This is a genomic window from Rhizobium sp. BK538 (genome assembly GCF_014197575.1).
Classification (GTDB): domain Bacteria; phylum Pseudomonadota; class Alphaproteobacteria; order Rhizobiales; family Rhizobiaceae; genus Rhizobium.
Genome location: NZ_JACIFT010000007.1, coordinates 44,832 through 65,610, shown reverse-complemented (window position 1 = coordinate 65,610; position 20,779 = coordinate 44,832). Strand labels below are relative to the sequence as shown.

Genomic DNA, 20,779 nt, shown 5'->3' with positions numbered 1-20,779 from the left:
TTTGTCTAGAAAAGGCGAAGCCGTGTCTTGGGTTCTGGCTCCGCCGCTGGATTGCGAACGCCGGGATCGTCCGGCAGGCCACCAAAGAAGGGGCGCGGTTCGGGTGAAGTTGCAGCTTCTGCCGCCTGCTTGCTTGGCGCCGGCGGTTTCGGAGATGGACGCGCCGCCTCGGCTATCGTGGCAGCCCGCTCGAGTTCGATGATACGGTGATCGCTGGCCGGGCTTTCGGAGCGAGCTTCGCGCACGGGCGGCAGCGTTTTCAGCGCGCTGTCGATGGAGATCGTCGTGCTTTCATCGACCGCTTTGTCCACATGGTCGAAAGGCGCCTTCCAGACAAAGGCATCCAGTCGACCCGTGACGGGTGAGAGTGGTAGCCATTTGTCGGAAACGAAGCCATCCGCCACCCACGCCGGATCGCGCGGCGCCTTGAGGGCCTGCGCAAGCCAATGGCGAATACGACCCTGATCGCCGGTTTCAGCCTCCTCGATATCCGCGAGCAGCAGGAAGGCGGCTTCGCGTGGCTCGATACGGGCAGCGGCTTCCGCCTTGGCGCGGGCTTTTGCAAAGTCCTGGGTGTCGAGAGCGGTCTGCGCCACGAGAAGCAAGGATTCGACGTTGTTTGGCCGCATCCCCTCCAGGCGCTCGGCGCGCTTCAGGCGGTCAGCGGCAGAGTCGCCGCTGCGGGCGCGAACATAGGTGCGGCCGATGTCGGGGTGCGGCGCGGACTTCCACGCCTGCTCGAGGATGGACGCCGCCTTGCGCAGCTTGTCTTCGCGGAACAGCGCCTTCGCGGCGATAATTGCGGCAGGCTCGAAGTCGGTGGCGAGCTTGAGCGCATGCGTGGCGTCGTCGCGCGCGCCCGCTGGATCGTTTTCTAGTTTTTCGGTGGCGCGGGCGGTCAACAGCACGGCGCGAAGCCGGTCAGCCTCGGCCCTTTCGATGACGCGGCCTGCCTTTTGCTGCTCCAGCAACCGCATCGCATCATCCCAGCGGCCTGCCTGGCTGCGATACTCGAGCGTTGCCTGGGCAGCCCAAGGCAAGTAGGGCGCGTTGTCGGCAGCCTTCTCCGCATACTGGCGCGCTGCCTCACTGGCGCCGAGCCGCTTGGCTTCCAGATACAGTCCGCGCAGCCCGAGTTCGCGGGTCTCGGGATCGTTGGTCATCGCTTCGAATTTGGCCCGGGCTTCGTCGTGGCGACCCTCGATCAGCGCTGCCTGTGCCTCGAGGAGAGCGATCAGCGGCTCCTGATCGGCGCGAATCAGACCGCGGGAGCGTGCGACCATCTTGCGCGCCATCACCGCATTGCCGGCACCCGCTGCGATCAGGCCTGTTGATAGTGCCTGATAGCCGCGATCACGCTTGCGGGCACGAAAGTAGCGGGTGACGGAATAGGGCGACATCCACAGCGTTCGCAGCAACCACCACAGGACCATCACGGCCGCAATGAGTGCGATCAGGGCGCTTGCCGCAACGATAAGCCGGGTCTGGTAGAGCTGTCCTTCCCAGATCAGCGAAAGATCGCCGGGGCGATCGGCCAGCCAGGAAAATCCGTAGCCGAGTGCCAGGACGAGGAGGGCAAATATGACGAGCCTGACCATGCCTCAGCCCTCCTTGCCGGCGTTGGAAACGGCCTTGGACAAGGCGCTGCCCACCAGATCCTCGACACGGATGCGCGCTTCAAGCGATTGTTTGAAGGCGGCGGATGCCTGTTTCGCCTGAGCCGGCAGATTGGCCCATTCGGATGCGGCGCCCTGCAGGTCGCCGTTCTTCACCTTGTCCTCCATGCGTGCGGCGATCGCCTCTACGCTCTCGCCCTCGACATTGCCGACGGGACGAACCTTCACCAACGATTTGGCACTCGCCATCAATCGGTCGGACCAACTCTGGTTGGAGTCGGTCTGATTAACGGAATCGACGATAGCCGTTGCGACGTCCGGTACCTGGCGGACCAGCTCGGCACGCGAGGGAACGCCGGTCTCCGCGAAATTGCGCAGATCTGTGGTAGCGGGATCATCAGGGGAGACGCCGGCAAACGTGTCGAGTTCGGCAACGAACGGCCCGCCGCGATCGATCGCCGCCTTCAGCGCCGCGGCCGCGATCGCCTTGGCGACGGCGACATCCTGCCGCGGTTCATTGAGCTTCTTTTCCGCTTCAGCCAGACGTTGCTCCATTTCGGCGCTGTCGGAGGTTTTTTGTTCCGAGGCCTGAGTGACGGCGCCACGCAACTGGTCAATCTGGCCGGTCAAGTCGACAATTTTCTGATTGAGCGCATCGACTGCCGGCGTGTCGGTGGCAGCAGCGGTCGGGTTTTTGGCGGTCGCTTCCAACGCCGCAATGCGCTGCTCCAGCGCACTGTTATCTGATGTGGAGGGGGCAGCGGTGAGATTGGCGACCGATTGCTTCAGCCCGTCGATTTCGGCGGAGAGATTGGTGACATCGGCAGATGGTACAGCGGGAGCGGACGGGCTGGGCAGGTAGCCGGCATATTGAATGGCCCCGGCGCCGACCAATGCTATTAGACCACCAACAATACCGGCGGCGACCAAGGACGACGTGCTGCCCCGCTGCGAGGCAGGCGGCGCCGGAGGAACCGGCTCATTAGCCACGGGCTCAGCAGCTGTTGGCGCTTCATGAGGCGGCGGCTCATTGGGCGTTTCGGCCTGCGCTGCGGGTTCATCTGAGGGGCTCGCGTCCGGTTCATCGGCCGGCTCCTCGGCCTTCGTTTCGGCATCCTTGGCAGAAGCAAATTCCTGCGTGTCCAGATCGATAGTGACCGGCTCTTCGGTGCTCTTCGAGTGGCGAGGCGGATTTCCTGGTGCCATGAGATCCTCATCTTAATGCATCGCAACGAAACTAATCAGTGATGCCAGTCAAGGAAAGAGGTTAGATGAAATTTGGGCATCTAAGCGTTCAAAGGAGCGACAAAAGGCTGCGCTCCTCCGGCATCGTCGCGATGCTCACGGCGCCCTGCAGTGGCATCGGCACTGCCTCCGCAACGGACTTGCTGAGGCAGAGAAGGCGCGTCCCATCTAGCGCATCGGGGCTCATGTGCGCCGCGACCATGCCGAAGAAGTTTTCGGCTGTCTGACGCGAGTAGAAGAGGATCGCATCCGGCCGTTGGTGTGCAAAGATCGTTTCCAGCGTCTGCGGTGCGATCCGTGTCGGCTCCATCCGGTAACATTCGGCGACAGTGATCTCCAGGCCGATTTCGCGCGCTCGCTTCTCGAAGGTCTCGGCTCTTGGCAGGCCGGTCAGATACAGAACGGGGCCACCAGCTCTCTCCGCAATCGTCTGCGCAAGTTCGTGGCCGTTGCCGCTGGATGCGGTGACGGAGACGAAGCCGAACGCGCGTGCTTCTTCGGCGGTTGCCTTCCCGACCGCAAAGACGGGGCGTGCGAGGTGAACGGCGAACTCAGCGCTTCGCCAAGCGAGCGCCCTGATCGCTTCAGCACTGGTGATTGCAATGCTGCCTTCGGTCGTCTCGAGGCCACGTACCGCTGTATCAACGTAGTGAACCGGCTGCGACAGCGGCAGCGATATCGGTTCGTGTCCCAGCTCGCGAAGACGCTTGGCGGTGCGCTCGCCCGAATACTGGGGACGGGTCACGAGCACGCGCATCGGGACGTCAACTCCAGTCGTCGAAGAAGCTGCTGCCGGCGCGTGCGCGGATTTCCTGCCCGGCACGCGTGCCCAATGCAGCAGCATCGCGCCGGTGGCCATCGACGCTGACGGCGTGCTGATTGCGACCGTCCGGCGTGATGATCAAGCCGGAGAAGCGGACTTGATCGCCTTCACAGATGGCATAGCCGCCGATCGGCGTGCGGCACGAGCCGTCCAAGGCGGTGAGAAACGCTCTTTCGCAGGAAACCGCATCGAAGGTTGCCGCATCATTGATGGGTGCAAGCAGGTCATCGATGCGGGCGTTGCCGATCCGGCTTTCGATGCAGATCGCGCCCTGTGCCGGCGCGGGCGGAAAGGTTTCCACGGCGAGGATATCTGTTATCACGTCGACCTTGCCGAGGCGCTTCAATCCGGCGAGCGCAAGCAGCGTCGCATCGACCTGGCCCTCCTGCAGCTTTCTCAACCGTGTATCGACAAGTCCACGAAAGGTAATAACGTTGATGTCGGGGCGCAGGCGACGGATCAACGCCTGTCGGCGAAGCGACGAAGAGCCGACGGTCGCGCCGTGGGGTAGGTCGATCAGTTTCGGCGCTGTGCGTCCGATCACCGCGTCTCGGACATCTTCGCGGGGCAAGTAGGCGGAAAGACAGAGCCCTTCGGGAAGCCGCGTCGGCATGTCCTTGGCGGAATGCACGGCTATGTCGAGGTCGCCGCTCGCAAGCTGCTGCTCCAGCTCTTCCGTGAACAGGCCCTTGCCGCCGATCTCGGCCAGCGAGCGGTCGGTGATGCGATCGCCCTTGGTGCTCAGCACGACGATTTCGAACATCTCTTCCGGCAACCCGTGCGCCGCCATCAGCCTGTCACGCGCTTCGCGAGCTTGGGCGAGCGCCAGCGGGCTGCCTCGAGTGCCGATCCGGAAAGGTTTTGTTTGCATCCGCATTGATCCGTTGTTACCGGAGTTCCTCGTAAACAGGTTTAAGACCCATCGCAATCAACGATCAGGTTTCATGGCGCCCTTTCTACGCATCCTCGGCATCGAAACAAGCTGCGACGAAACCGCGGCGGCAGTGGTCGAGCGAGCTCTTGACGGGCAGCCGACGGTGCGTTCGGACGTCGTCTTGAGCCAACTCGAGGAGCACAGCGCCTATGGCGGCGTCGTGCCGGAGATCGCCGCGCGCGCCCATGTCGAAGCCCTGGATACGCTGATCGACGAAGCCTTGAAACGTGCCAATGTGTCGCTCTCGGATATCGATGCCATCGCGGCAACCTCGGGGCCTGGCCTCATCGGCGGTCTGCTCGTCGGCCTCATGACCGGAAAGGCGATCGCCAAAGCATCCGGAAAACCGCTCTATGCCGTCAACCATCTCGAGGGGCATGCATTGACGGCGCGGCTGACGGACGGGCTCGCCTTTCCTTATCTGATGCTGCTCGTTTCGGGCGGCCATACCCAGCTTATTCTTGTCCGCGGTGTCGGGCAATATGAACGCTGGGGTACGACGATCGACGACGCGCTCGGCGAAGCCTTCGACAAGACGGCGAAACTGCTGAGCCTGCCTTATCCCGGCGGTCCGGCAGTCGAGCGCGCGGCCAAGAGCGGTAACCCGGATCGCTTCAATTTTCCGCGACCTTTGGTGGGAGAGGCCAAGCTCAATTTCTCGTTTTCCGGTCTGAAGACGGCGGTGCGCCAGGCGGCGACAGAAATCGCGCCGTTGACGGAGCAGGATGTCGCCGACATCTGCGCCTCATTCCAGAAGGCGATCTCACGGACGCTGAAGGATCGCATCGGCCGTGGGTTGGAACGCTTCAAGGCTGAGTTCCCAAATGTCGACGGCGGGCCGGCCCTCGTGGTTGCTGGCGGGGTCGCTGCCAATCTGGAGGTTCGCAGTACCCTGCAGTCGCTTTGCGGCAAGCATGGCTTTCGTTTCGTCGCGCCGCCGCTGCGGCTGTGCACCGATAACGCCGTGATGATTGCCTGGGCTGGCCTGGAGCGGATGGCGACAGGCGTCGAACCGGATGACCTCGATGTGCAGCCGCGCTCGCGCTGGCCGCTGGATTCCAACGCCGAGACATTGCTTGGCTTCGGCAAGCGGGGAGCGAAAGCATGAGCGAGAAGATTGCCGTCATCGGAGCCGGTGCTTTTGGAACCGCACTTGCCGCGGTGATCGCCTTGACGGAACGCAACGCGGTGACACTCGTCGGTCGGGATCCTGAATTGATCGCGGACCTGAAGGCCGAACGTTTGCACGATGCGGTCTTGCCGGGCATCGCGTTGCCGGAGTCCCTTGCCTTTTCCGCCGAACCAGATGCGATCGGCGATGCCGACATGGTGCTCTTCGCGATGCCTTCACAGGCGCAGGCGGATGCGGCGAGACAGTACCGGCCCTATCTCGCAAGCGATGCCATCGTTGTCACCTGTGCCAAGGGCATTGAGAGGGCAACAGGCAATCTGCTGACTGACATGCTGGAGCGCGAAATACCGGGTCACGCGATTGCTGTCCTATCCGGACCCGGCTTTGCGGCCGATATCGCGAAGGGATTGCCAACGGCCATGGCAATTGCTGCGGCGGATATGGACGTCGCCGAAAGGCTGGCCCACGCCATTTCCGGGCGGACGTTCCGGCTTTATGCATCGTCTGACCGGATCGGCGTGCAGCTCGGCGGAGCACTGAAAAACGTCCTGGCGATCGCATGCGGTATCGTCGAGGGAGCCGGCATTGGCGACTCGGCGCGCGCGGCACTGATTGCACGCGGGCTTGCCGAAATGTCCCGTTTCGTCGTTGCAAAAGGCGGGCAGGCGGATACGGTGCGCGGGTTGTCCGGCCTCGGCGATCTGGTGCTGACGGCGACCAGCCATCAATCGCGTAATCTACGCTTCGGGATTGCGCTCGGCCGCGGCGAGACAGTCGATCCCGCCCACGGCGAGCTCGTTGAAGGCGCCTTTGCGGCCGCTGTTGCATCGCGTCTGGCGCAGTCGCTGAATGTCAGCATGCCGATCACCGATGCCGTTTCCGCTATCATCGAAGGCAAGCTCGGCATCGCCGAAGCCATCGATCAGCTCATGACGCGTCCGATTACGACTGAATAGGAGTTCCGATATGCTTTTTGCTCTCCTCTGCAAGGATAAGCCCGATCACCTCAATGTCCGCATGGAGGCACGGCCCGCCCACGTGGAACATCTCAACAAGCTCAATGCTGAAGGCGTTTTGAAGATGGCTGGACCGTTTCTCGATGGCGAGGGCAAGCCCTGCGGCAGCCTCGTTATCATTCATGCCGACACGATCGAAGCGGCCAAGGCCCTGGCGGACAGCGATCCCTACGCAAAGGCCGGACTTTTCGAGAGCGTCGACATCAAGCCCTTCAACTGGGTCTTCAATAATCCGGAGGCATGAGCGTGGCGCACTGGCTTTACAAATCCGAACCTGCTTCCTGGTCTTGGCAGCAGCAAAAGGCGGCCGGCGAGAAGGGCACCGAATGGACCGGTGTCCGCAACTATCTCGCCCGCAACAACATGCGGGCGATGCAGCTGGGTGACAAGGGCTTCTTCTATCACTCCAACGAAGGTCTCGAGATCGTCGGTATCGTCGAAGTCTGCGCTCTGTCTCATCCGGACTCGACGGCAAAAGGTGACGACCGCTGGGATTGCGTGGATATTCGCGCTGTTTGCGACATCCCCAAGCCGGTCTCGCTCAAAGACATCAAGGCCAACGAGAAGTTCGCCAAGATGTCGCTCGTCACCTCCATGCGGCTTTCGGTCCAGCCGGTGACGGATGAGGAGTATCTGGAGATCTGCCGGCTGGGTGGTCTCGACAATCCGCCGCGTTGAGCCGCCTTTGAGAACCGATCCCGAGATCTTCATCCGCGCCAATACCAGCCCGATGACGCCGCCGCATGTGCCGGAAATTCGACTGCATCTGGCAGACGAGGCGCATGAGTTGTGGCTGAAGACGGAAGAGGAGCTTGCGGAAATCGGTCTGCCGCCGCCCTTCTGGGCGTTCGCCTGGGCGGGTGGTCAGGGGCTGGCGCGCTACATACTCGACCATCCTGATATCGTTGCCGGCAAGCGCGTTCTCGACTTCGCCACAGGTTCCGGCCTGGTGGCGATTGCCGCAAAGATGGCGGGAGCTGCCAAGGTCGTTGCCGCCGACATCGATCCGTGGACCGAAACCGCTGTGCGGCTGAACGCCGGCCTGAACGCGGTCGAGGTCGATTTCACTGCTGCTGATCTGATTGGCGGCCAGGTCGAGGCCGACATTCTGCTCGCCGGTGATGTCTTCTATGACAGCGGCTTTGCCACCGCGATCGTTCCGTGGTTCGAAGCTCTCAGCCGCCAAGGCATTACGGTCCTCGTCGGCGATCCGGGTCGCAGCTATCTTCCCAAGGACCGCCTAAAATTCTGCGCAGTCTATCAGGTGCCGGTTACGCGAGCGCTTGAGGATAGCGAGGTGAAGAAAACAACTGTCTGGCGTTTCACGGCCTGATAACGCAGACGCCTGCCTCGTAAGAGCAGCTGCTGCTTTTCGCCGTGACGTTGATGACCTTGGCCATTGGTGCAAGGGTCGTGGTTTGCGTTGGTGCTGGAAGGCCGTAGCCGCTGCCGACCGCATAAGTTCCGCCGTCGTTGTCATACACGTAGGACGATCCGGCATAGGTGCCGCTTGCGTTTCCGCCGCCCAGCTGTGGCGCAACAAGGACGATGACGTTGCGTCCACCGTAGCCGCCATAACCTCCGCCATAGCCGCGATAACCATTGTAGCCACCATTCGGCCATGAAGCGCGCTTGATCAGAGGCGTTCGGCCGTGGCGATAGCCGAACTGGCCGTATCCATCTGAGAAACGGATGCGTCCATCGTTCCATCCACGAAAGGGTCGGCCGACGATGGTGGGTGCATGATGCCTGACGAATCCCTTACCACCGTGGCGAGAGAACGAATTCTTGCCGAAATCGCCCGCCGAGGTCGGTAGCGCGATCAAAGCAGCGGCGACAAGTGAAACGAGCGTGGAGATAGTCTTCAGCATCACGCGGATCTCCGAAAATGAAATGGTTAACAAAGCGTTAACAGCAAAATGCGCCAAAAGTCGTCGGTTGTCCAGAAGACGTCGCGGCATGCCGCTTGCGTCGAGCACCGGCCGGGCCGTCAAGCACAGTTCGCGCCACCCAGAGACGCAAATCGATTAAATTAAATTGGGGGTGCAATTATACTTGTCGTTAGGGGCTTCCGTGATTAAACGTCGCCATTGATGCGACGCACACAAACAAATTTGTCATTCGTGTGGTTGCCTTGAATGCTCCGAAATCCGGGAGCGCAGAGAAGACGCCGCGAGGTTCTGATGGCGAATGTCACAAATAACCGGCCCCTGTCGCCGCATTTGCAAATTTATAAACCAATCCCCACTATGGTTATGTCGATCGTCCACCGTATTACTGGTGGCGCACTTTATGTCGGCACGCTGCTGGTCGCCTGGTGGCTGATCGGAGCTGCAACCGGCCAGGCCTATTATGATTGGGTCAACTGGATACTCGGCAGCATCGTCGGCAAGCTCGTGTTGCTCGGCTATACCTGGGCACTGCTGCACCACATGGTCGGCGGCTTGCGTCACTTCGTCTGGGATCTCGGCTACGGCTTCGATAAGGAAGTCTCGACCAAGATGGCTCAGGCTTCGATCGTCATATCGCTCTGTCTGACCGTGCTGGTCTGGGTGATCGGCTTCCTCATTCGCTTCTGAAGGTTGTTCTCATGGATATGCGCACCCCCCTCGGCAAGGTTCGCGGCCTTGGCTCGGCCAAGGAAGGAACCGATCATTTCTGGCGCCAGCGCGTCACGGCGGTTGCCAATGTGCCGCTCTTCCTCTTCTTCATCATTTTCATGATCGTTCACGCAGGCGCGCCTTACGCAGACGTGGTTCGCGCCTTGTCGAACCCGCTTGTTGCAGTCGTCATGGGTCTGATGGTCGTCTCGGGCACCATTCATATGCGGCTCGGTATGCAGGTGATCATCGAGGATTACGTACATGGCGAATTCGCCAAGATCGGCCTGCTGATGCTGAACACCTTCTTTTCGATCCTGATGGCGGGGCTCTGTCTCTTCGCCATTTTGAAAATTGCATTCGTAGGATAACCGTATCATGGCACCGACTTCACCCGTTCAGAATGGGAAGGCCTACAAGTACGTCGATCACTCATACGATGTGATCGTCGTCGGCGCCGGTGGCGCCGGGCTTCGCGCCACGCTCGGCATGGCCGAACAGGGTTTCCGCACCGCCTGCATCACCAAGGTTTTCCCGACCCGCTCGCACACGGTCGCGGCCCAGGGCGGCATCGCCGCCTCGCTGCAGAACATGACGCCGGACAGCTGGCAGTGGCACCTCTACGACACCGTCAAGGGCTCCGACTGGCTCGGCGACGTCGACGCCATGCAGTATCTCACCATGGAAGCGCCGAAGGCGGTCTATGAACTCGAACATTACGGCGTGCCCTTCTCGCGCAACGAGGAAGGCAAGATTTACCAGCGCCCGTTCGGTGGCCACATGCAGAACTTCGGCGAAGGCCCGCCGGTACAGCGCACCTGTGCCGTTGCCGACCGTACCGGCCATGCCATCCTGCACACGCTATACGGCCAGTCGCTGCGCAACAATGCCGAGTTCTTCATCGAGTATTTCGCGCTCGACTTGATCATGTCGGAAGACGGCAGCCGGTGCACCGGCGTCGTTGCCTGGTGTCTTGACGATGGCACGATCCATCGTTTCGCTGCCAAGATGGTGGTGCTGGCGACCGGCGGCTACGGCCGCGCCTATTTCTCGGCAACGTCTGCCCACACCTGCACCGGTGACGGCGGCGGCATGGTGGCACGCGCCGGCCTGCCCTTGCAGGACATGGAATTCGTGCAGTTCCACCCGACCGGCATCTATGGTTCGGGCTGTCTCATCACCGAAGGCGCGCGCGGCGAAGGCGGTTACCTCGTCAATTCCGAGGGCGAACGCTTCATGGAGCGCTATGCGCCTTCGGCCAAGGACCTTGCCTCGCGCGACGTTGTTTCGCGTTGCATGACGCTGGAAATCCGCGAAGGCCGCGGCGTCGGCAAGGCCAAGGACCACATCTTCCTGCATCTCGACCATCTCGATCCGGCCGTTCTGCATGAACGCCTGCCGGGAATTTCCGAGAGCGCCAAGATATTTGCCGGCGTCGACGTGACGCGCGAGCCGATCCCGGTCCTGCCGACGGTCCACTACAACATGGGCGGCATTCCGACCAATTATTGGGGCGAAGTGCTGAATGCCGACAGCTCAAATCCGGAACGCATCATCCCCGGCCTGATGGCCGTCGGTGAAGCCGGCTGTGCCTCCGTGCATGGGGCCAACCGCCTCGGCTCCAATTCGCTGATCGACCTCGTGGTCTTCGGCCGCGCTGCCGCGATCCGCGCCGGCGAGGTGATCGACCGTGCGGCCCCAATCCCGCACCTCAACGTCGCTGCCTGCGACAAGATCATGGATCGCTTCGACGGCCTGCGTCACGCCAGCGGCAGCACGCCGACGGCTGTGCTGCGCGAGAAGATGCAGCGCGCCATGCAGGAAGACGCTGCCGTGTTCCGCACGCAGGAATCGCTGGAATCGGGCTGCAAGCGCATCTCGGCCATCTGGCAGGAAATGCGAGACATCAAGGTCACTGACCGTTCGATGATCTGGAACTCAGACCTCGTGGAAACGCTCGAGCTACAGAACCTGATGGCCAATGCCATCACCACCATCTACGGCGCCGAGGCGCGCAAGGAAAGCCGCGGCTCGCATGCGCGAGAGGACTACACCGAAGGCGCATTTGCCGGCCGCGACGACGTCAACTGGCGCAAGCATACGCTCGCCTGGGTCAACGACGCCGGCGACGTCAAGCTCGACTACCGCCCGGTTCACACCGAGCTCATCGCAGAGGGCATCGATCCCAAGAAGATCGCGCCCAAGGCTCGCGTGTACTAAGAGGAACTGGACATGGTTGAACTCGCTCTTCCCAAGAACTCCCAGATGCGCGAAGGCAAGGTGTGGCCGAAGCCGGCGGGTGCGAAGAACACCCGCGAATTCCGCGTCTACCGCTGGAGCCCGGATGACGGTCAGAACCCGTCGATCGACACTTTCTACATCGATGTCGACGATTGCGGCCCGATGGTGCTCGACGGTCTGCTCTATATCAAGAACAAGATCGACCCGACGCTGACGCTGCGCCGTTCCTGTCGTGAGGGCATTTGCGGTTCCTGCGCGATGAACATCGATGGCACCAATACGCTGGCCTGCACCAAGGGCCTCGACGACATCAAGGGCACGGTGAAGATCTATCCGCTGCCGCATTTGCCTGTCGTCAAGGACCTGGTTCCCGACTTGAGCAACTTCTATGCCCAGCATCGCTCGATCGAGCCGTGGCTGAAGACGGTTTCACCGACGCCGGCCAAGGAGTGGAAGCAGAGCCACGAGGATCGCCAGAAGCTCGACGGTCTCTACGAGTGCATCCTGTGTGCCTGCTGCTCGACCTCCTGTCCGAGCTACTGGTGGAACGGCGACCGTTACCTCGGCCCGGCTGTTCTCTTGCAGGCCTACCGTTGGCTGATCGACTCGCGAGACGAGGCGACTGGCGAGCGCCTCGACAATCTCGAGGATCCGTTCCGCCTCTATCGCTGCCATACCATCATGAACTGTGCGCAGACCTGCCCGAAGGGTCTGAACCCGGCAAAGGCGATCGCCGAAATCAAGAAGATGATGGTCGAGCGCCGCGTCTGATCGATCCAGCAAGAGGGCCGCAGATGCGGCCCTTTTCTTTATCCGATCACGCAGCCTTGATTTGCCCGGGATTGCGCCAAATTTGTCTCGGGTTTACGGCGTTGCTCCCACATCGACACAATTTCTCCTCGCGCTGGCTTGATTCAATGCAGCCTTTCAAGATAATTCCGCCGTGATTGCGCGGCAACTTCAGGACAATACTGGAAAAATCAGGAGTATCATGATGCAGTTCAGACATATGGCGACAGGTCTCGTGGTTATTCTGTCGTTAGCTGGCTGCCAGCGCACCGCTTACAATGATGCAAGCTATTCTGCCCCGGCGCCGCTCACGGCGCAGCCGGTTCCTTCGGTTCAGGGCGGGCAGCTTCCGCCGCCTTCCGGCTCTTCCCAGTTCCCTGCCGCTCCGACGACCACGGCGCCTGTCGCCGGCGGCCAGCCCGGTGCGATGGCCGCGAATGCGATGGATGTCACCAAGGAATCGATGGTCGGCAGCTGGCGCGTCAACGGGTCCTGCGACATGTTCCTGACGCTGACCAATCTTGGCAGCGGCTCGCGCGGCGGTACGCGCGGCTGCGTCGGCGAACTGACGGCGATGGGCTCCTGGGAAGTCACGGGCAAGCAGGTCATCCTGAAGGACCGCAGCGGCAATCAGATAGGCAGCGTCTACAAGACTGCCGACAACGCCTTTAGCGGCCAGACCAATACCGGCCAGCCGATCAGCCTCAGCCGTTAAAAGATCAGGCGGCGAAGGCCGCCGATCCTGCATAGGCGGACCTCCTTTATGCAACCCATGCCAGACTATTCCCTGAGCGTCAGCGAACAGTTGAAGTCGCTGACGGCTTCGGGCGCGCTTCAAATCGATTCAGCCCAGATGCATGTGGCGAAATGTCTGGACCGGGTTCTGTCGGCGCTGAAGCAGAGGCGGCCGGCGGCAAAGGCAAGCGCTCTCGGCTGGTTGTTCGCCAACAAGAAGAAGCCGTCGGAATCGGTCAAGGGGCTCTACATTCACGGCAGCGTCGGCCGCGGCAAGACGATGCTGATGGATATGTTTTTCGGGATGGCGCCCTGCGCGAAGAAGCGGCGCGCGCATTTCCATGAATTCATGACCGACGTGCACCACCGCATTGCGGTACACCGGCTGAAGCTGAAGCAGGGCGAAACGAAGCAGGCCGATCCCATTCCGGTCGTCGCTGCTGCTCTCTATGACGAAGCCGAACTGCTTTGCTTTGATGAGTTTACCGTGACGGACATTGCCGATGCGATGATTCTGTCGCGGCTTTTCTCCGAACTTTTCCGGCGCGGATGCCTGCTGGTCGCGACCTCGAATGTCGAGCCCGACAATCTTTACAAGGACGGCCTCAATCGAAGCCTGTTCCTGCCCTTCGTCGACCTTCTGAAACAGAATGTCGAGATCGTGACCCTCGACTCGCCGACCGATTACCGGATGGAGAAGCTCGACAGTCAGCCGGTCTACCTGACGCCCATCGACGAGCGCACGGACATGGCGATGGAAGCGTCTTGGACTCAGGCACTGCATGGGCGAAAGGCGCAACCGCTCGAAATTCCGATGAAAGGGCGCTCAATCCACGTTCCCCTTGCAGTCGATCGCATCGCGCGCTTCTCCTTTGCCGACCTTTGCGAAAAACCGCTCGGTCCGGCTGACTTTCTCGCGATTACAGAGCGTTTCGATGCGATCTTCCTCGAACACGTGCCATTGCTGGGGCCTGACAAACGGAATCAGATCAAGCGCTTCATCATCTTGGTCGATACGCTTTACGATCATGCGGTGCGGCTCTATGTCTCCGCAGCAGCGATGCCTGAAAATTTGTTGACACAAGCGCGTGGTACCGAGGGCTTCGAGTTCGACCGCACTGTCTCGCGTCTTTTCGAAATGCGCAGCGCCGAGTATCTCGCATTGCACCATGAGCGACGGGCTGCCGAGTAAACGCTTTGGTGACAATTTATATTACGTTTACGTAAGAATTTTATGATCTAAACGATTGAAATTCCTCGCTCAAAAATAATCGTTTGCCAATTTTTGGCTTTGGGGCTATGCGATGGCGGCATTGGGCGATGCCCCCTCCGCGCGTCGCCTGACGAATTTTGATCGCAAAGGAAACAGCGAAATGGCGCGTAACAAGATCGCACTCATTGGTTCTGGCATGATTGGTGGCACGCTGGCGCATCTCGCCGGCCTGAAGGAGCTGGGCGACATCGTTCTCTTCGATATCGCCGACGGTATTCCTCAGGGTAAGGGCCTCGACATTGCTCAGTCCTCTCCGGTCGAGGGTTTCGACGCCAACCTGACGGGCGCCAGCGACTACTCCGCGATCGAAGGCGCGGACGTCTGCATCGTCACCGCCGGCGTCGCCCGCAAGCCGGGCATGAGCCGCGACGATCTTCTCGGCATCAACCTCAAGGTCATGGAGCAGGTCGGCGCCGGCATCAAGAAGTACGCCCCGAACGCTTTCGTTATCTGCATCACCAACCCGCTCGACGCGATGGTCTGGGCGCTGCAGAAGTTCTCCGGCCTCCCTGCCAACAAGGTCGTCGGCATGGCCGGCGTGCTCGACAGCTCGCGCTTCCGCCTGTTCCTCTCCCAAGAATTCAACGTTTCCGTCCAGGATGTCACGGCATTCGTTCTCGGCGGCCACGGCGACACCATGGTGCCGCTCGCTCGTTACTCCACGGTCGCAGGTATCCCGCTGACCGACCTTATCACCATGGGTTGGGTCACCAAGGAGCGTCTGGAAGAAATCATCCAGCGCACCCGCGATGGCGGAGCCGAAATCGTCGGCCTGCTGAAGACTGGCTCGGCCTACTACGCGCCGGCTGCTTCCGCGATCGAAATGGCTGAATCCTACCTCAAGGACAAGAAGCGCGTCCTGCCTTGCGCGGCTCAGCTGACCGGCCAGTACGGCGTCAAGGACATGTATGTCGGCGTTCCCACGGTCATTGGTGCCGGCGGCGTCGAGCGCATCATCGAGATCGACCTGAACAAGGCCGAGAAGGAAGCCTTCGACAAGTCTGTCGGCGCTGTCGCCGGCCTATGCGAAGCCTGCATCAACATCGCGCCTGCGCTCAAGTAATCAGACCACGCGCTGACGTCATCCAAACAGGAATAGACCCATGAATATTCATGAATATCAGGCCAAGGCCCTGCTGAAGGGCTATGGCGCGCCGGTCGCGCAAGGTGTGGCGATCCTCAAGGTCGAGGAGGCCGAAGCTGCCGCCAAGTCGCTCCCCGGCCCGCTTTACGTGGTCAAGAGCCAGATTCACGCCGGCGGCCGCGGTAAGGGCAAGTTCAAGGAACTCGGCCCAGACGCGAAGGGCGGCGTTCGCCTCGCCAAGTCGATCGACGAAGTCGTTGCCCACGCCAAGGAAATGCTCGGCAATACGCTGGTGACGGCGCAGACAGGTGAAGCTGGCAAGCAGGTCAACCGCCTCTACATCGAAGACGGCGCCGACATCGCTCGCGAGCTCTATTGCTCGCTGCTCGTCGATCGCTCCGTCGGCCGCGTTGCCTTCGTCGTCTCGACGGAAGGCGGCATGGACATCGAGGCCGTCGCTCACGACACGCCTGAAAAGATCCACACGATTGCGATCGATCCGGAAGCCGGTGTCACGGCTGCCGATGTTGCTGCGATCTCCAAGGCGCTGCAGCTCGACGGCGCTGCCGCCGAAGACGCAAAGGCGCTGTTCCCGGCGCTCTACAAGGCTTTCGGCGAAAAGGACATGGCTCTGCTTGAAGTCAACCCGCTGATCGTCATGAAGGACGGCCACCTGCGCGTTCTCGACGCTAAGATGTCGTTCGACGGCAATGCGCTGTTCCGCCATGACGACGTCAAGGCGCTGCGCGACGAGACCGAAGAAGACGCCAAGGAAATCGAGGCCTCGAAGTGGGACCTCGCCTATGTCGCCCTCGATGGCAATATCGGCTGCATGGTCAACGGCGCCGGTCTTGCGATGGCGACGATGGACATCATCAAGCTCTATGGCAAGGAGCCGGCGAACTTCTGCGACGTCGGCGGTGGCGCCGGCAAGGAGAAGGTCGCTGCGGCCTTCAAGATCATTACCGCCGACCCGAAGGTCGAGGGCATCCTCGTTAACATCTTCGGCGGCATCATGCGCTGTGACGTCATCGCCGAAGGCGTTGTCGCGGCTGTTCAGGAAGTCGGTCTTAAGGTTCCGCTCGTCGTGCGCCTCGAAGGCACCAATGTCGAGCTTGGCAAGAAGATCCTCAACGAGTCGGGCCTGGCGATCACCGCAGCCGACGACCTTGACGATGCGGCGAAGAAGATCGTCGCGGCGATCAAAGCCTAATCTGGAAGGACCGGAAAGAATGTCTATTCTCGTCAACAAAGACACGAAGGTTCTCGTTCAGGGCCTGACCGGCAAGACCGGCACCTTCCATACCGAACAGGCGCTCGCCTATTACGGCACCAAGATGGTCGGCGGTATTCATCCGAAAAAGGGCGGCGAATCGTGGTCGTCGGGCGTCGATGGCACCTCGCTGCCGATCTTCGCGACCGTTGCCGAAGCCAAGGAAAAGACCGGCGCCGACGCGACCGTGATCTACGTTCCGCCGGCAGGCGCCGCCGACGCGATCATCGAGGCGATCGAAGCCGAGATCCCGTTCATCACCTGCATCACCGAAGGCATCCCTGTTATGGACATGGTCCGCGTCAAGGCTCGCCTCGACCGCTCCAAGTCGCGACTGCTTGGGCCCAACTGCCCGGGCATCCTGACGCCGGAAGAATGCAAAATCGGCATCATGCCGGGCTCGATCTTCCGCAAGGGTTCGGTCGGTATCGTTTCCCGCTCGGGCACGCTGACCTACGAAGCGGTGTTCCAGACCTCGAACGAAGGCCTCGGCCAGACGACGGCCGTCGGCATCGGCGGTGATCCGGTCAAGGGCACCGAGTTCATCGACGTCCTGGAAATGTTTCTCGCAGACGAAGCCACCCAGTCGATCATCATGATCGGCGAAATCGGCGGCTCGGCTGAAGAAGACGCGGCACAGTTCCTGATCGACGAAGCCAAGAAGGGCCGCAAAAAGCCGATGGCGGGTTTCATCGCTGGCCGTACGGCTCCCAAGGGCCGTACGATGGGCCACGCCGGTGCTGTCGTGTCCGGTGGCAAGGGCGATGCGGAATCGAAGATCGCGGCCATGGAATCGGCCGGGATCAAGGTATCGCCGTCCCCCGCTCGCCTCGGTAAGACGCTGGTTGAAGTCCTCAAGGGCTAATCCAATCTATAACCCGGGCAGCGGTTCTTACTGTCTGCCCGGATCTCGACTTCGAAATGAAATGAGCCGCGGACAGGCGGCTAACGACAGATGCGGCAAGCCGGTCGAGTATCCGGCGGATTCACAAGTCAGGAGGCGGACGAAAGCGTCCGCATGTAACCATGGCACGGCAAGAAGCCAACGAGCAGTTTCAGATTACCTCGTTCCTGGATGGCGCCAATGCTTCGTATATCGAGCAGCTTTATGCGCGCTATGAGGAAGACCCGAACTCGGTCGGCGAGGAGTGGCGGTCTTTCTTCAAGGCGCTGGAAGACAATCCGGAAGATGTGAAGAAGGCGGCCAAGGGTGCATCCTGGCGCAAGAAGGATTGGCCTCTGCAGCCCAAGAGCGACCTCGTTTCGGCGCTCGACGGTGATTGGGGCACTGTTGAAAAGATCATCGAGACCAAGGTCAAGGGCAAGGCGGAAGCCGCCGGCAAGCCGACCGATGGCGCCGATATCCTGCAGGCAACGCGCGATTCCGTCCGTGCCATCATGATGATCCGCGCCTACCGCATGCGCGGTCACTTGCATGCCAAGCTCGATCCGCTCGGGATCGCCGCGCCTGTTGAAGACTACAAGGAACTGTCGCCCGTAGCTTACGGCTTCACCGAGGCCGACTATTCCCGCAAGATCTTCATCGACAACGTTCTCGGCCTCGAATACGCCACCCTGCCCGAGATGATCGAGATTCTCGAGCGCACCTATTGCTCGACCCTCGGCGTCGAATTCATGCACATCTCCAATCCGGAAGAGAAGGCCTGGATTCAGGAGCGCATCGAAGGCCCGGACAAGGGCGTTGCCTTCACACCGGAAGGCAAGAAGGCAATCCTCGCCAAGCTGGTCGAAGCCGAAGGCTACGAGCAGTTCCTCGACGTGAAGTTCAAGGGCACCAAGCGCTTCGGTCTCGATGGCGGTGAATCGCTCGTCCCGGCGCTCGAGCAGATCTTGAAGCGCGGCGGCCATCTCGGCCTTCGCGAAGCCGTGTTCGGCATGGCTCACCGCGGCCGCTTGAATGTGCTCTCACAGGTCATGGGCAAGCCGCACCGCGCCATCTTCCACGAGTTCAAGGGCGGTTCCTACGCACCTGATGAAGTCGAAGGTTCAGGCGACGTGAAATATCACCTCGGGGCGTCCTCAGACCGTGAGTTCGACGGCAACAAGGTTCACGTGTCATTGACGGCCAACCCGTCGCACCTCGAAATCGTCGACCCTGTCGTCATGGGCAAGGCCCGCGCCAAGCAGGATATGGGCGCTACCGTCTGGGAAGGCGACACCATTCCGCTTTCCGAGCGCGCAAAGGTTTTGCCGCTGCTGATCCATGGCGACGCGGCTTTTGCCGGCCAGGGCGTGATTGCAGAAATCCTCGGCCTGTCCGGCCTGCGCGGTCACCGCGTTGCCGGCACGATGCACGTCATCATCAACAACCAGATCGGCTTCACCACCAATCCGGCCTTCTCGCGTTCGTCGCCCTATCCGTCCGATGTCGCCAAGATGATCGAGGCGCCGATCTTCCACGTCAACGGCGACGATCCGGAAGCGGTTGTCTACGCTGCCAAGATTGCCATGGAATTTCGCATGAAGTTCCACAAGCCTGTCGTCGTCGACATGTTCTGCTACCGTCGCTACGGCCACAACGAAGGCGACGAACCGTCCTTCACGCAGCCGAAGATGTACAAGGTCATCCGCGCTCACAAGACCGTGCTGCAGATCTATGCAGACCGCCTTGTTGCCGAGGGTCTCGTCAGCGACGGCGAAGTCGAGAGGATGAAGGCCGATTGGCGCGCGCATCTCGAGCAGGAATTCGACGCCGGCCAAAGCTACAAGCCGAACAAGGCCGATTGGCTGGACGGCGAGTGGTCGGGCCTGCGCACGGCTGACAATGCCGACGAGCAACGCCGCGGCAAGACCGCCGTTCCGATGAAGACGCTCAAGGATATCGGCCGCAAGCTGTCGGAAATTCCGGAAGGCTTCCGTGCGCACCGCACGATCCAGCGTTTCATGGAAAACCGCGCCAACATGATCCAGACGGGTGAGAACCTCGACTGGGCGATGGCTGAGGCGCTTGCCTTCGGATCGCTGGTGGTCGAAGGCCACAAGATCCGTCTCTCCGGTCAGGATTGCGAACGCGGCACGTTCTCGCAACGTCATTCGGTTCTCTACGATCAGGAGAGCGAAGAGCGCTTTATTCCGCTTGCGAACCTGTCGCCCAACCAGGCCCGTTATGAAGTCATCAACTCGATGCTCTCGGAAGAAGCAGTGCTCGGCTTCGAATACGGCTATTCGCTGGCTCGTCCGAACGCGCTGACCCTTTGGGAAGCCCAGTTCGGGGACTTCGCCAACGGCGCGCAGGTCGTCTTCGACCAGTTCATCTCGTCGGGCGAACGCAAGTGGCTGCGCATGTCCGGTCTCGTCTGCCTGTTGCCGCATGGCTACGAAGGTCAGGGCCCCGAGCACTCTTCGGCCCGCCTCGAACGCTTCCTGCAGCTCTGCGCTGAAGACAACATGCAGGTCGCCAACGTCACGACGCCGGCGAACTACTTCCACATCCTGCGCCGGCAGCTGAAGCGTGACTTCCGCAAGCCGCTCGTTCTGATGACGCCGAAGTCGCTGCTGCGCCACAAGCGGGCTGTTTCCAGCCTTGCGGAACTCGCCGGCGAGTCCTCCTTCCATCGCCTGCTCTGGGACGATGCGGAGGTCATCAAGGACGGCCCGATCAAGCTGCAGAAGGACAACAAGATCCGCCGCGTCGTCATGTGCACCGGCAAGGTCTATTACGACCTTCTGGAAGAGCGTGAAAAGCGTGGCATCGACGACATCTACCTGCTGCGCGTCGAACAGCTCTATCCGTTCCCGGCAAAGGCGCTCATCAACGAGCTCAGCCGCTTCCGGAACGCAGAGATGGTCTGGTGCCAGGAAGAGCCGAAGAACATGGGCGCATGGTCGTTCATCGACCCGTATCTGGAATGGGTGCTCGCCCATATCGATGCGAAGTACCAGCGCGTCCGCTACACCGGTCGTCCGGCCGCCGCTTCGCCGGCGACGGGTCTGATGTCCAAGCATCTGTCGCAGCTCGCCGCATTCCTCGAGGATGCGCTGGGCGGCTAAGGGATCG

General features: G+C 61.2%; 20 protein-coding genes. 15 read left to right on the top strand and 5 right to left on the bottom strand.

The window, feature by feature from the left end:
* Nucleotides 1–5: 5 nt before the first annotated feature.
* From FHX09_RS10290 to hemC, 4 genes are all read right to left on the bottom strand, one after another.
* Nucleotides 6–1,598, bottom strand: coding sequence for a heme biosynthesis protein HemY (locus FHX09_RS10290; protein WP_184449887.1), 1,593 nt, complete (start codon nucleotides 1,596–1,598; stop codon nucleotides 6–8).
* A 3-nt stretch (nucleotides 1,599–1,601) separates the two neighbouring features.
* On the bottom strand, nucleotides 1,602–2,822 hold the full coding sequence (locus tag FHX09_RS10285) for a COG4223 family protein (RefSeq protein WP_184449885.1): 1,221 nt from the start codon (nucleotides 2,820–2,822) through the stop codon (nucleotides 1,602–1,604).
* Between the two features lie 88 nt (nucleotides 2,823–2,910).
* Entirely contained in the window at nucleotides 2,911–3,618 is a 708-nt protein-coding gene (locus FHX09_RS10280) for a uroporphyrinogen-III synthase (protein WP_132588581.1), read from the bottom strand.
* A gap of 7 nt (nucleotides 3,619–3,625) precedes the next feature.
* A complete protein-coding gene (hemC, locus tag FHX09_RS10275) occupies nucleotides 3,626–4,555 on the bottom strand; it encodes a hydroxymethylbilane synthase (protein ID WP_132588580.1) in 930 nt (309 codons plus the stop codon).
* A 73-nt stretch (nucleotides 4,556–4,628) separates the two neighbouring features.
* Here hemC and tsaD point away from each other — a divergent pair, with 73 nt between their 5' ends.
* Genes tsaD through FHX09_RS10250 form a run of 5 tightly spaced genes read left to right on the top strand, consistent with a single transcriptional unit; the run spans nucleotide 4,629 to nucleotide 8,099 of the window.
* Nucleotides 4,629–5,726 carry a tRNA (adenosine(37)-N6)-threonylcarbamoyltransferase complex transferase subunit TsaD gene (tsaD, locus tag FHX09_RS10270; protein ID WP_132588579.1) on the top strand — a complete coding sequence of 366 codons (1,098 nt, stop codon included), beginning with the start codon at nucleotides 4,629–4,631 and terminating at the stop codon, nucleotides 5,724–5,726.
* Nucleotides 5,723–6,706 (top strand): NAD(P)H-dependent glycerol-3-phosphate dehydrogenase, encoded by a 984-nt coding sequence (locus FHX09_RS10265; protein WP_007794197.1) that lies wholly within the window; start codon nucleotides 5,723–5,725, stop codon nucleotides 6,704–6,706. Before tsaD ends, FHX09_RS10265 begins: the two co-directional genes overlap by 4 nt.
* Before the next feature lie 10 nt (nucleotides 6,707–6,716).
* Entirely contained in the window at nucleotides 6,717–7,010 is a 294-nt protein-coding gene (locus tag FHX09_RS10260) for a YciI-like protein (RefSeq protein WP_007794196.1), read from the top strand.
* A gap of 2 nt (nucleotides 7,011–7,012) precedes the next feature.
* The gene (locus tag FHX09_RS10255) at nucleotides 7,013–7,444 is read left to right on the top strand and encodes an EVE domain-containing protein (protein ID WP_132588578.1); all 432 of its coding nucleotides are present in this window, start codon (nucleotides 7,013–7,015) and stop codon (nucleotides 7,442–7,444) included.
* A 7-nt stretch (nucleotides 7,445–7,451) separates the two neighbouring features.
* Nucleotides 7,452–8,099 (top strand): methyltransferase, encoded by a 648-nt coding sequence (locus FHX09_RS10250; RefSeq protein ID WP_132588577.1) that lies wholly within the window; start codon nucleotides 7,452–7,454, stop codon nucleotides 8,097–8,099.
* Here FHX09_RS10250 and FHX09_RS10245 read toward each other — a convergent pair.
* Nucleotides 8,089–8,637 carry a hypothetical protein gene (locus FHX09_RS10245; RefSeq protein ID WP_183719675.1) on the bottom strand — a complete coding sequence of 183 codons (549 nt, stop codon included), beginning with the start codon at nucleotides 8,635–8,637 and terminating at the stop codon, nucleotides 8,089–8,091. The genes FHX09_RS10250 and FHX09_RS10245 overlap by 11 nt on opposite strands.
* A gap of 312 nt (nucleotides 8,638–8,949) precedes the next feature.
* On the opposite strand from FHX09_RS10245, the gene sdhC reads away from it, so the two are divergent.
* From sdhC to FHX09_RS10195, 10 genes are all read left to right on the top strand, one after another.
* Nucleotides 8,950–9,345, top strand: a complete 396-nt coding sequence (gene sdhC / locus FHX09_RS10240) for a succinate dehydrogenase, cytochrome b556 subunit (protein ID WP_007794183.1) — start codon at nucleotides 8,950–8,952, stop codon at nucleotides 9,343–9,345.
* A gap of 11 nt (nucleotides 9,346–9,356) precedes the next feature.
* Nucleotides 9,357–9,737, top strand: coding sequence for a succinate dehydrogenase, hydrophobic membrane anchor protein (sdhD, locus tag FHX09_RS10235; RefSeq protein WP_132588575.1), 381 nt, complete (start codon nucleotides 9,357–9,359; stop codon nucleotides 9,735–9,737).
* Between the two features lie 7 nt (nucleotides 9,738–9,744).
* Complete coding sequence (gene sdhA / locus FHX09_RS10230; RefSeq protein ID WP_184449883.1) at nucleotides 9,745–11,586, top strand: succinate dehydrogenase flavoprotein subunit; 1,842 nt, start codon at nucleotides 9,745–9,747, stop codon at nucleotides 11,584–11,586.
* A gap of 12 nt (nucleotides 11,587–11,598) precedes the next feature.
* Entirely contained in the window at nucleotides 11,599–12,378 is a 780-nt protein-coding gene (locus FHX09_RS10225; protein ID WP_132588573.1) for a succinate dehydrogenase iron-sulfur subunit, read from the top strand.
* 223 nt (nucleotides 12,379–12,601) lie between these two features.
* On the top strand, nucleotides 12,602–13,111 hold the full coding sequence (locus tag FHX09_RS10220) for a protease inhibitor Inh/omp19 family protein (RefSeq protein ID WP_007796999.1): 510 nt from the start codon (nucleotides 12,602–12,604) through the stop codon (nucleotides 13,109–13,111).
* A 48-nt stretch (nucleotides 13,112–13,159) separates the two neighbouring features.
* Nucleotides 13,160–14,323 (top strand): cell division protein ZapE, encoded by a 1,164-nt coding sequence (gene zapE, locus FHX09_RS10215; protein WP_132588572.1) that lies wholly within the window; start codon nucleotides 13,160–13,162, stop codon nucleotides 14,321–14,323.
* 181 nt (nucleotides 14,324–14,504) lie between these two features.
* On the top strand, nucleotides 14,505–15,467 hold the full coding sequence (mdh, locus tag FHX09_RS10210) for a malate dehydrogenase (RefSeq protein WP_007796993.1): 963 nt from the start codon (nucleotides 14,505–14,507) through the stop codon (nucleotides 15,465–15,467).
* A 40-nt stretch (nucleotides 15,468–15,507) separates the two neighbouring features.
* A complete protein-coding gene (sucC, locus tag FHX09_RS10205) occupies nucleotides 15,508–16,701 on the top strand; it encodes an ADP-forming succinate--CoA ligase subunit beta (RefSeq protein WP_007796991.1) in 1,194 nt (397 codons plus the stop codon).
* 19 nt (nucleotides 16,702–16,720) lie between these two features.
* Nucleotides 16,721–17,626, top strand: a complete 906-nt coding sequence (gene sucD, locus FHX09_RS10200) for a succinate--CoA ligase subunit alpha (RefSeq protein WP_007796987.1) — start codon at nucleotides 16,721–16,723, stop codon at nucleotides 17,624–17,626.
* Nucleotides 17,627–17,787: 161 nt separating this feature from the next.
* On the top strand, nucleotides 17,788–20,772 hold the full coding sequence (locus FHX09_RS10195; protein ID WP_132588571.1) for a 2-oxoglutarate dehydrogenase E1 component: 2,985 nt from the start codon (nucleotides 17,788–17,790) through the stop codon (nucleotides 20,770–20,772).
* Nucleotides 20,773–20,779: the final 7 nt, after the last annotated feature.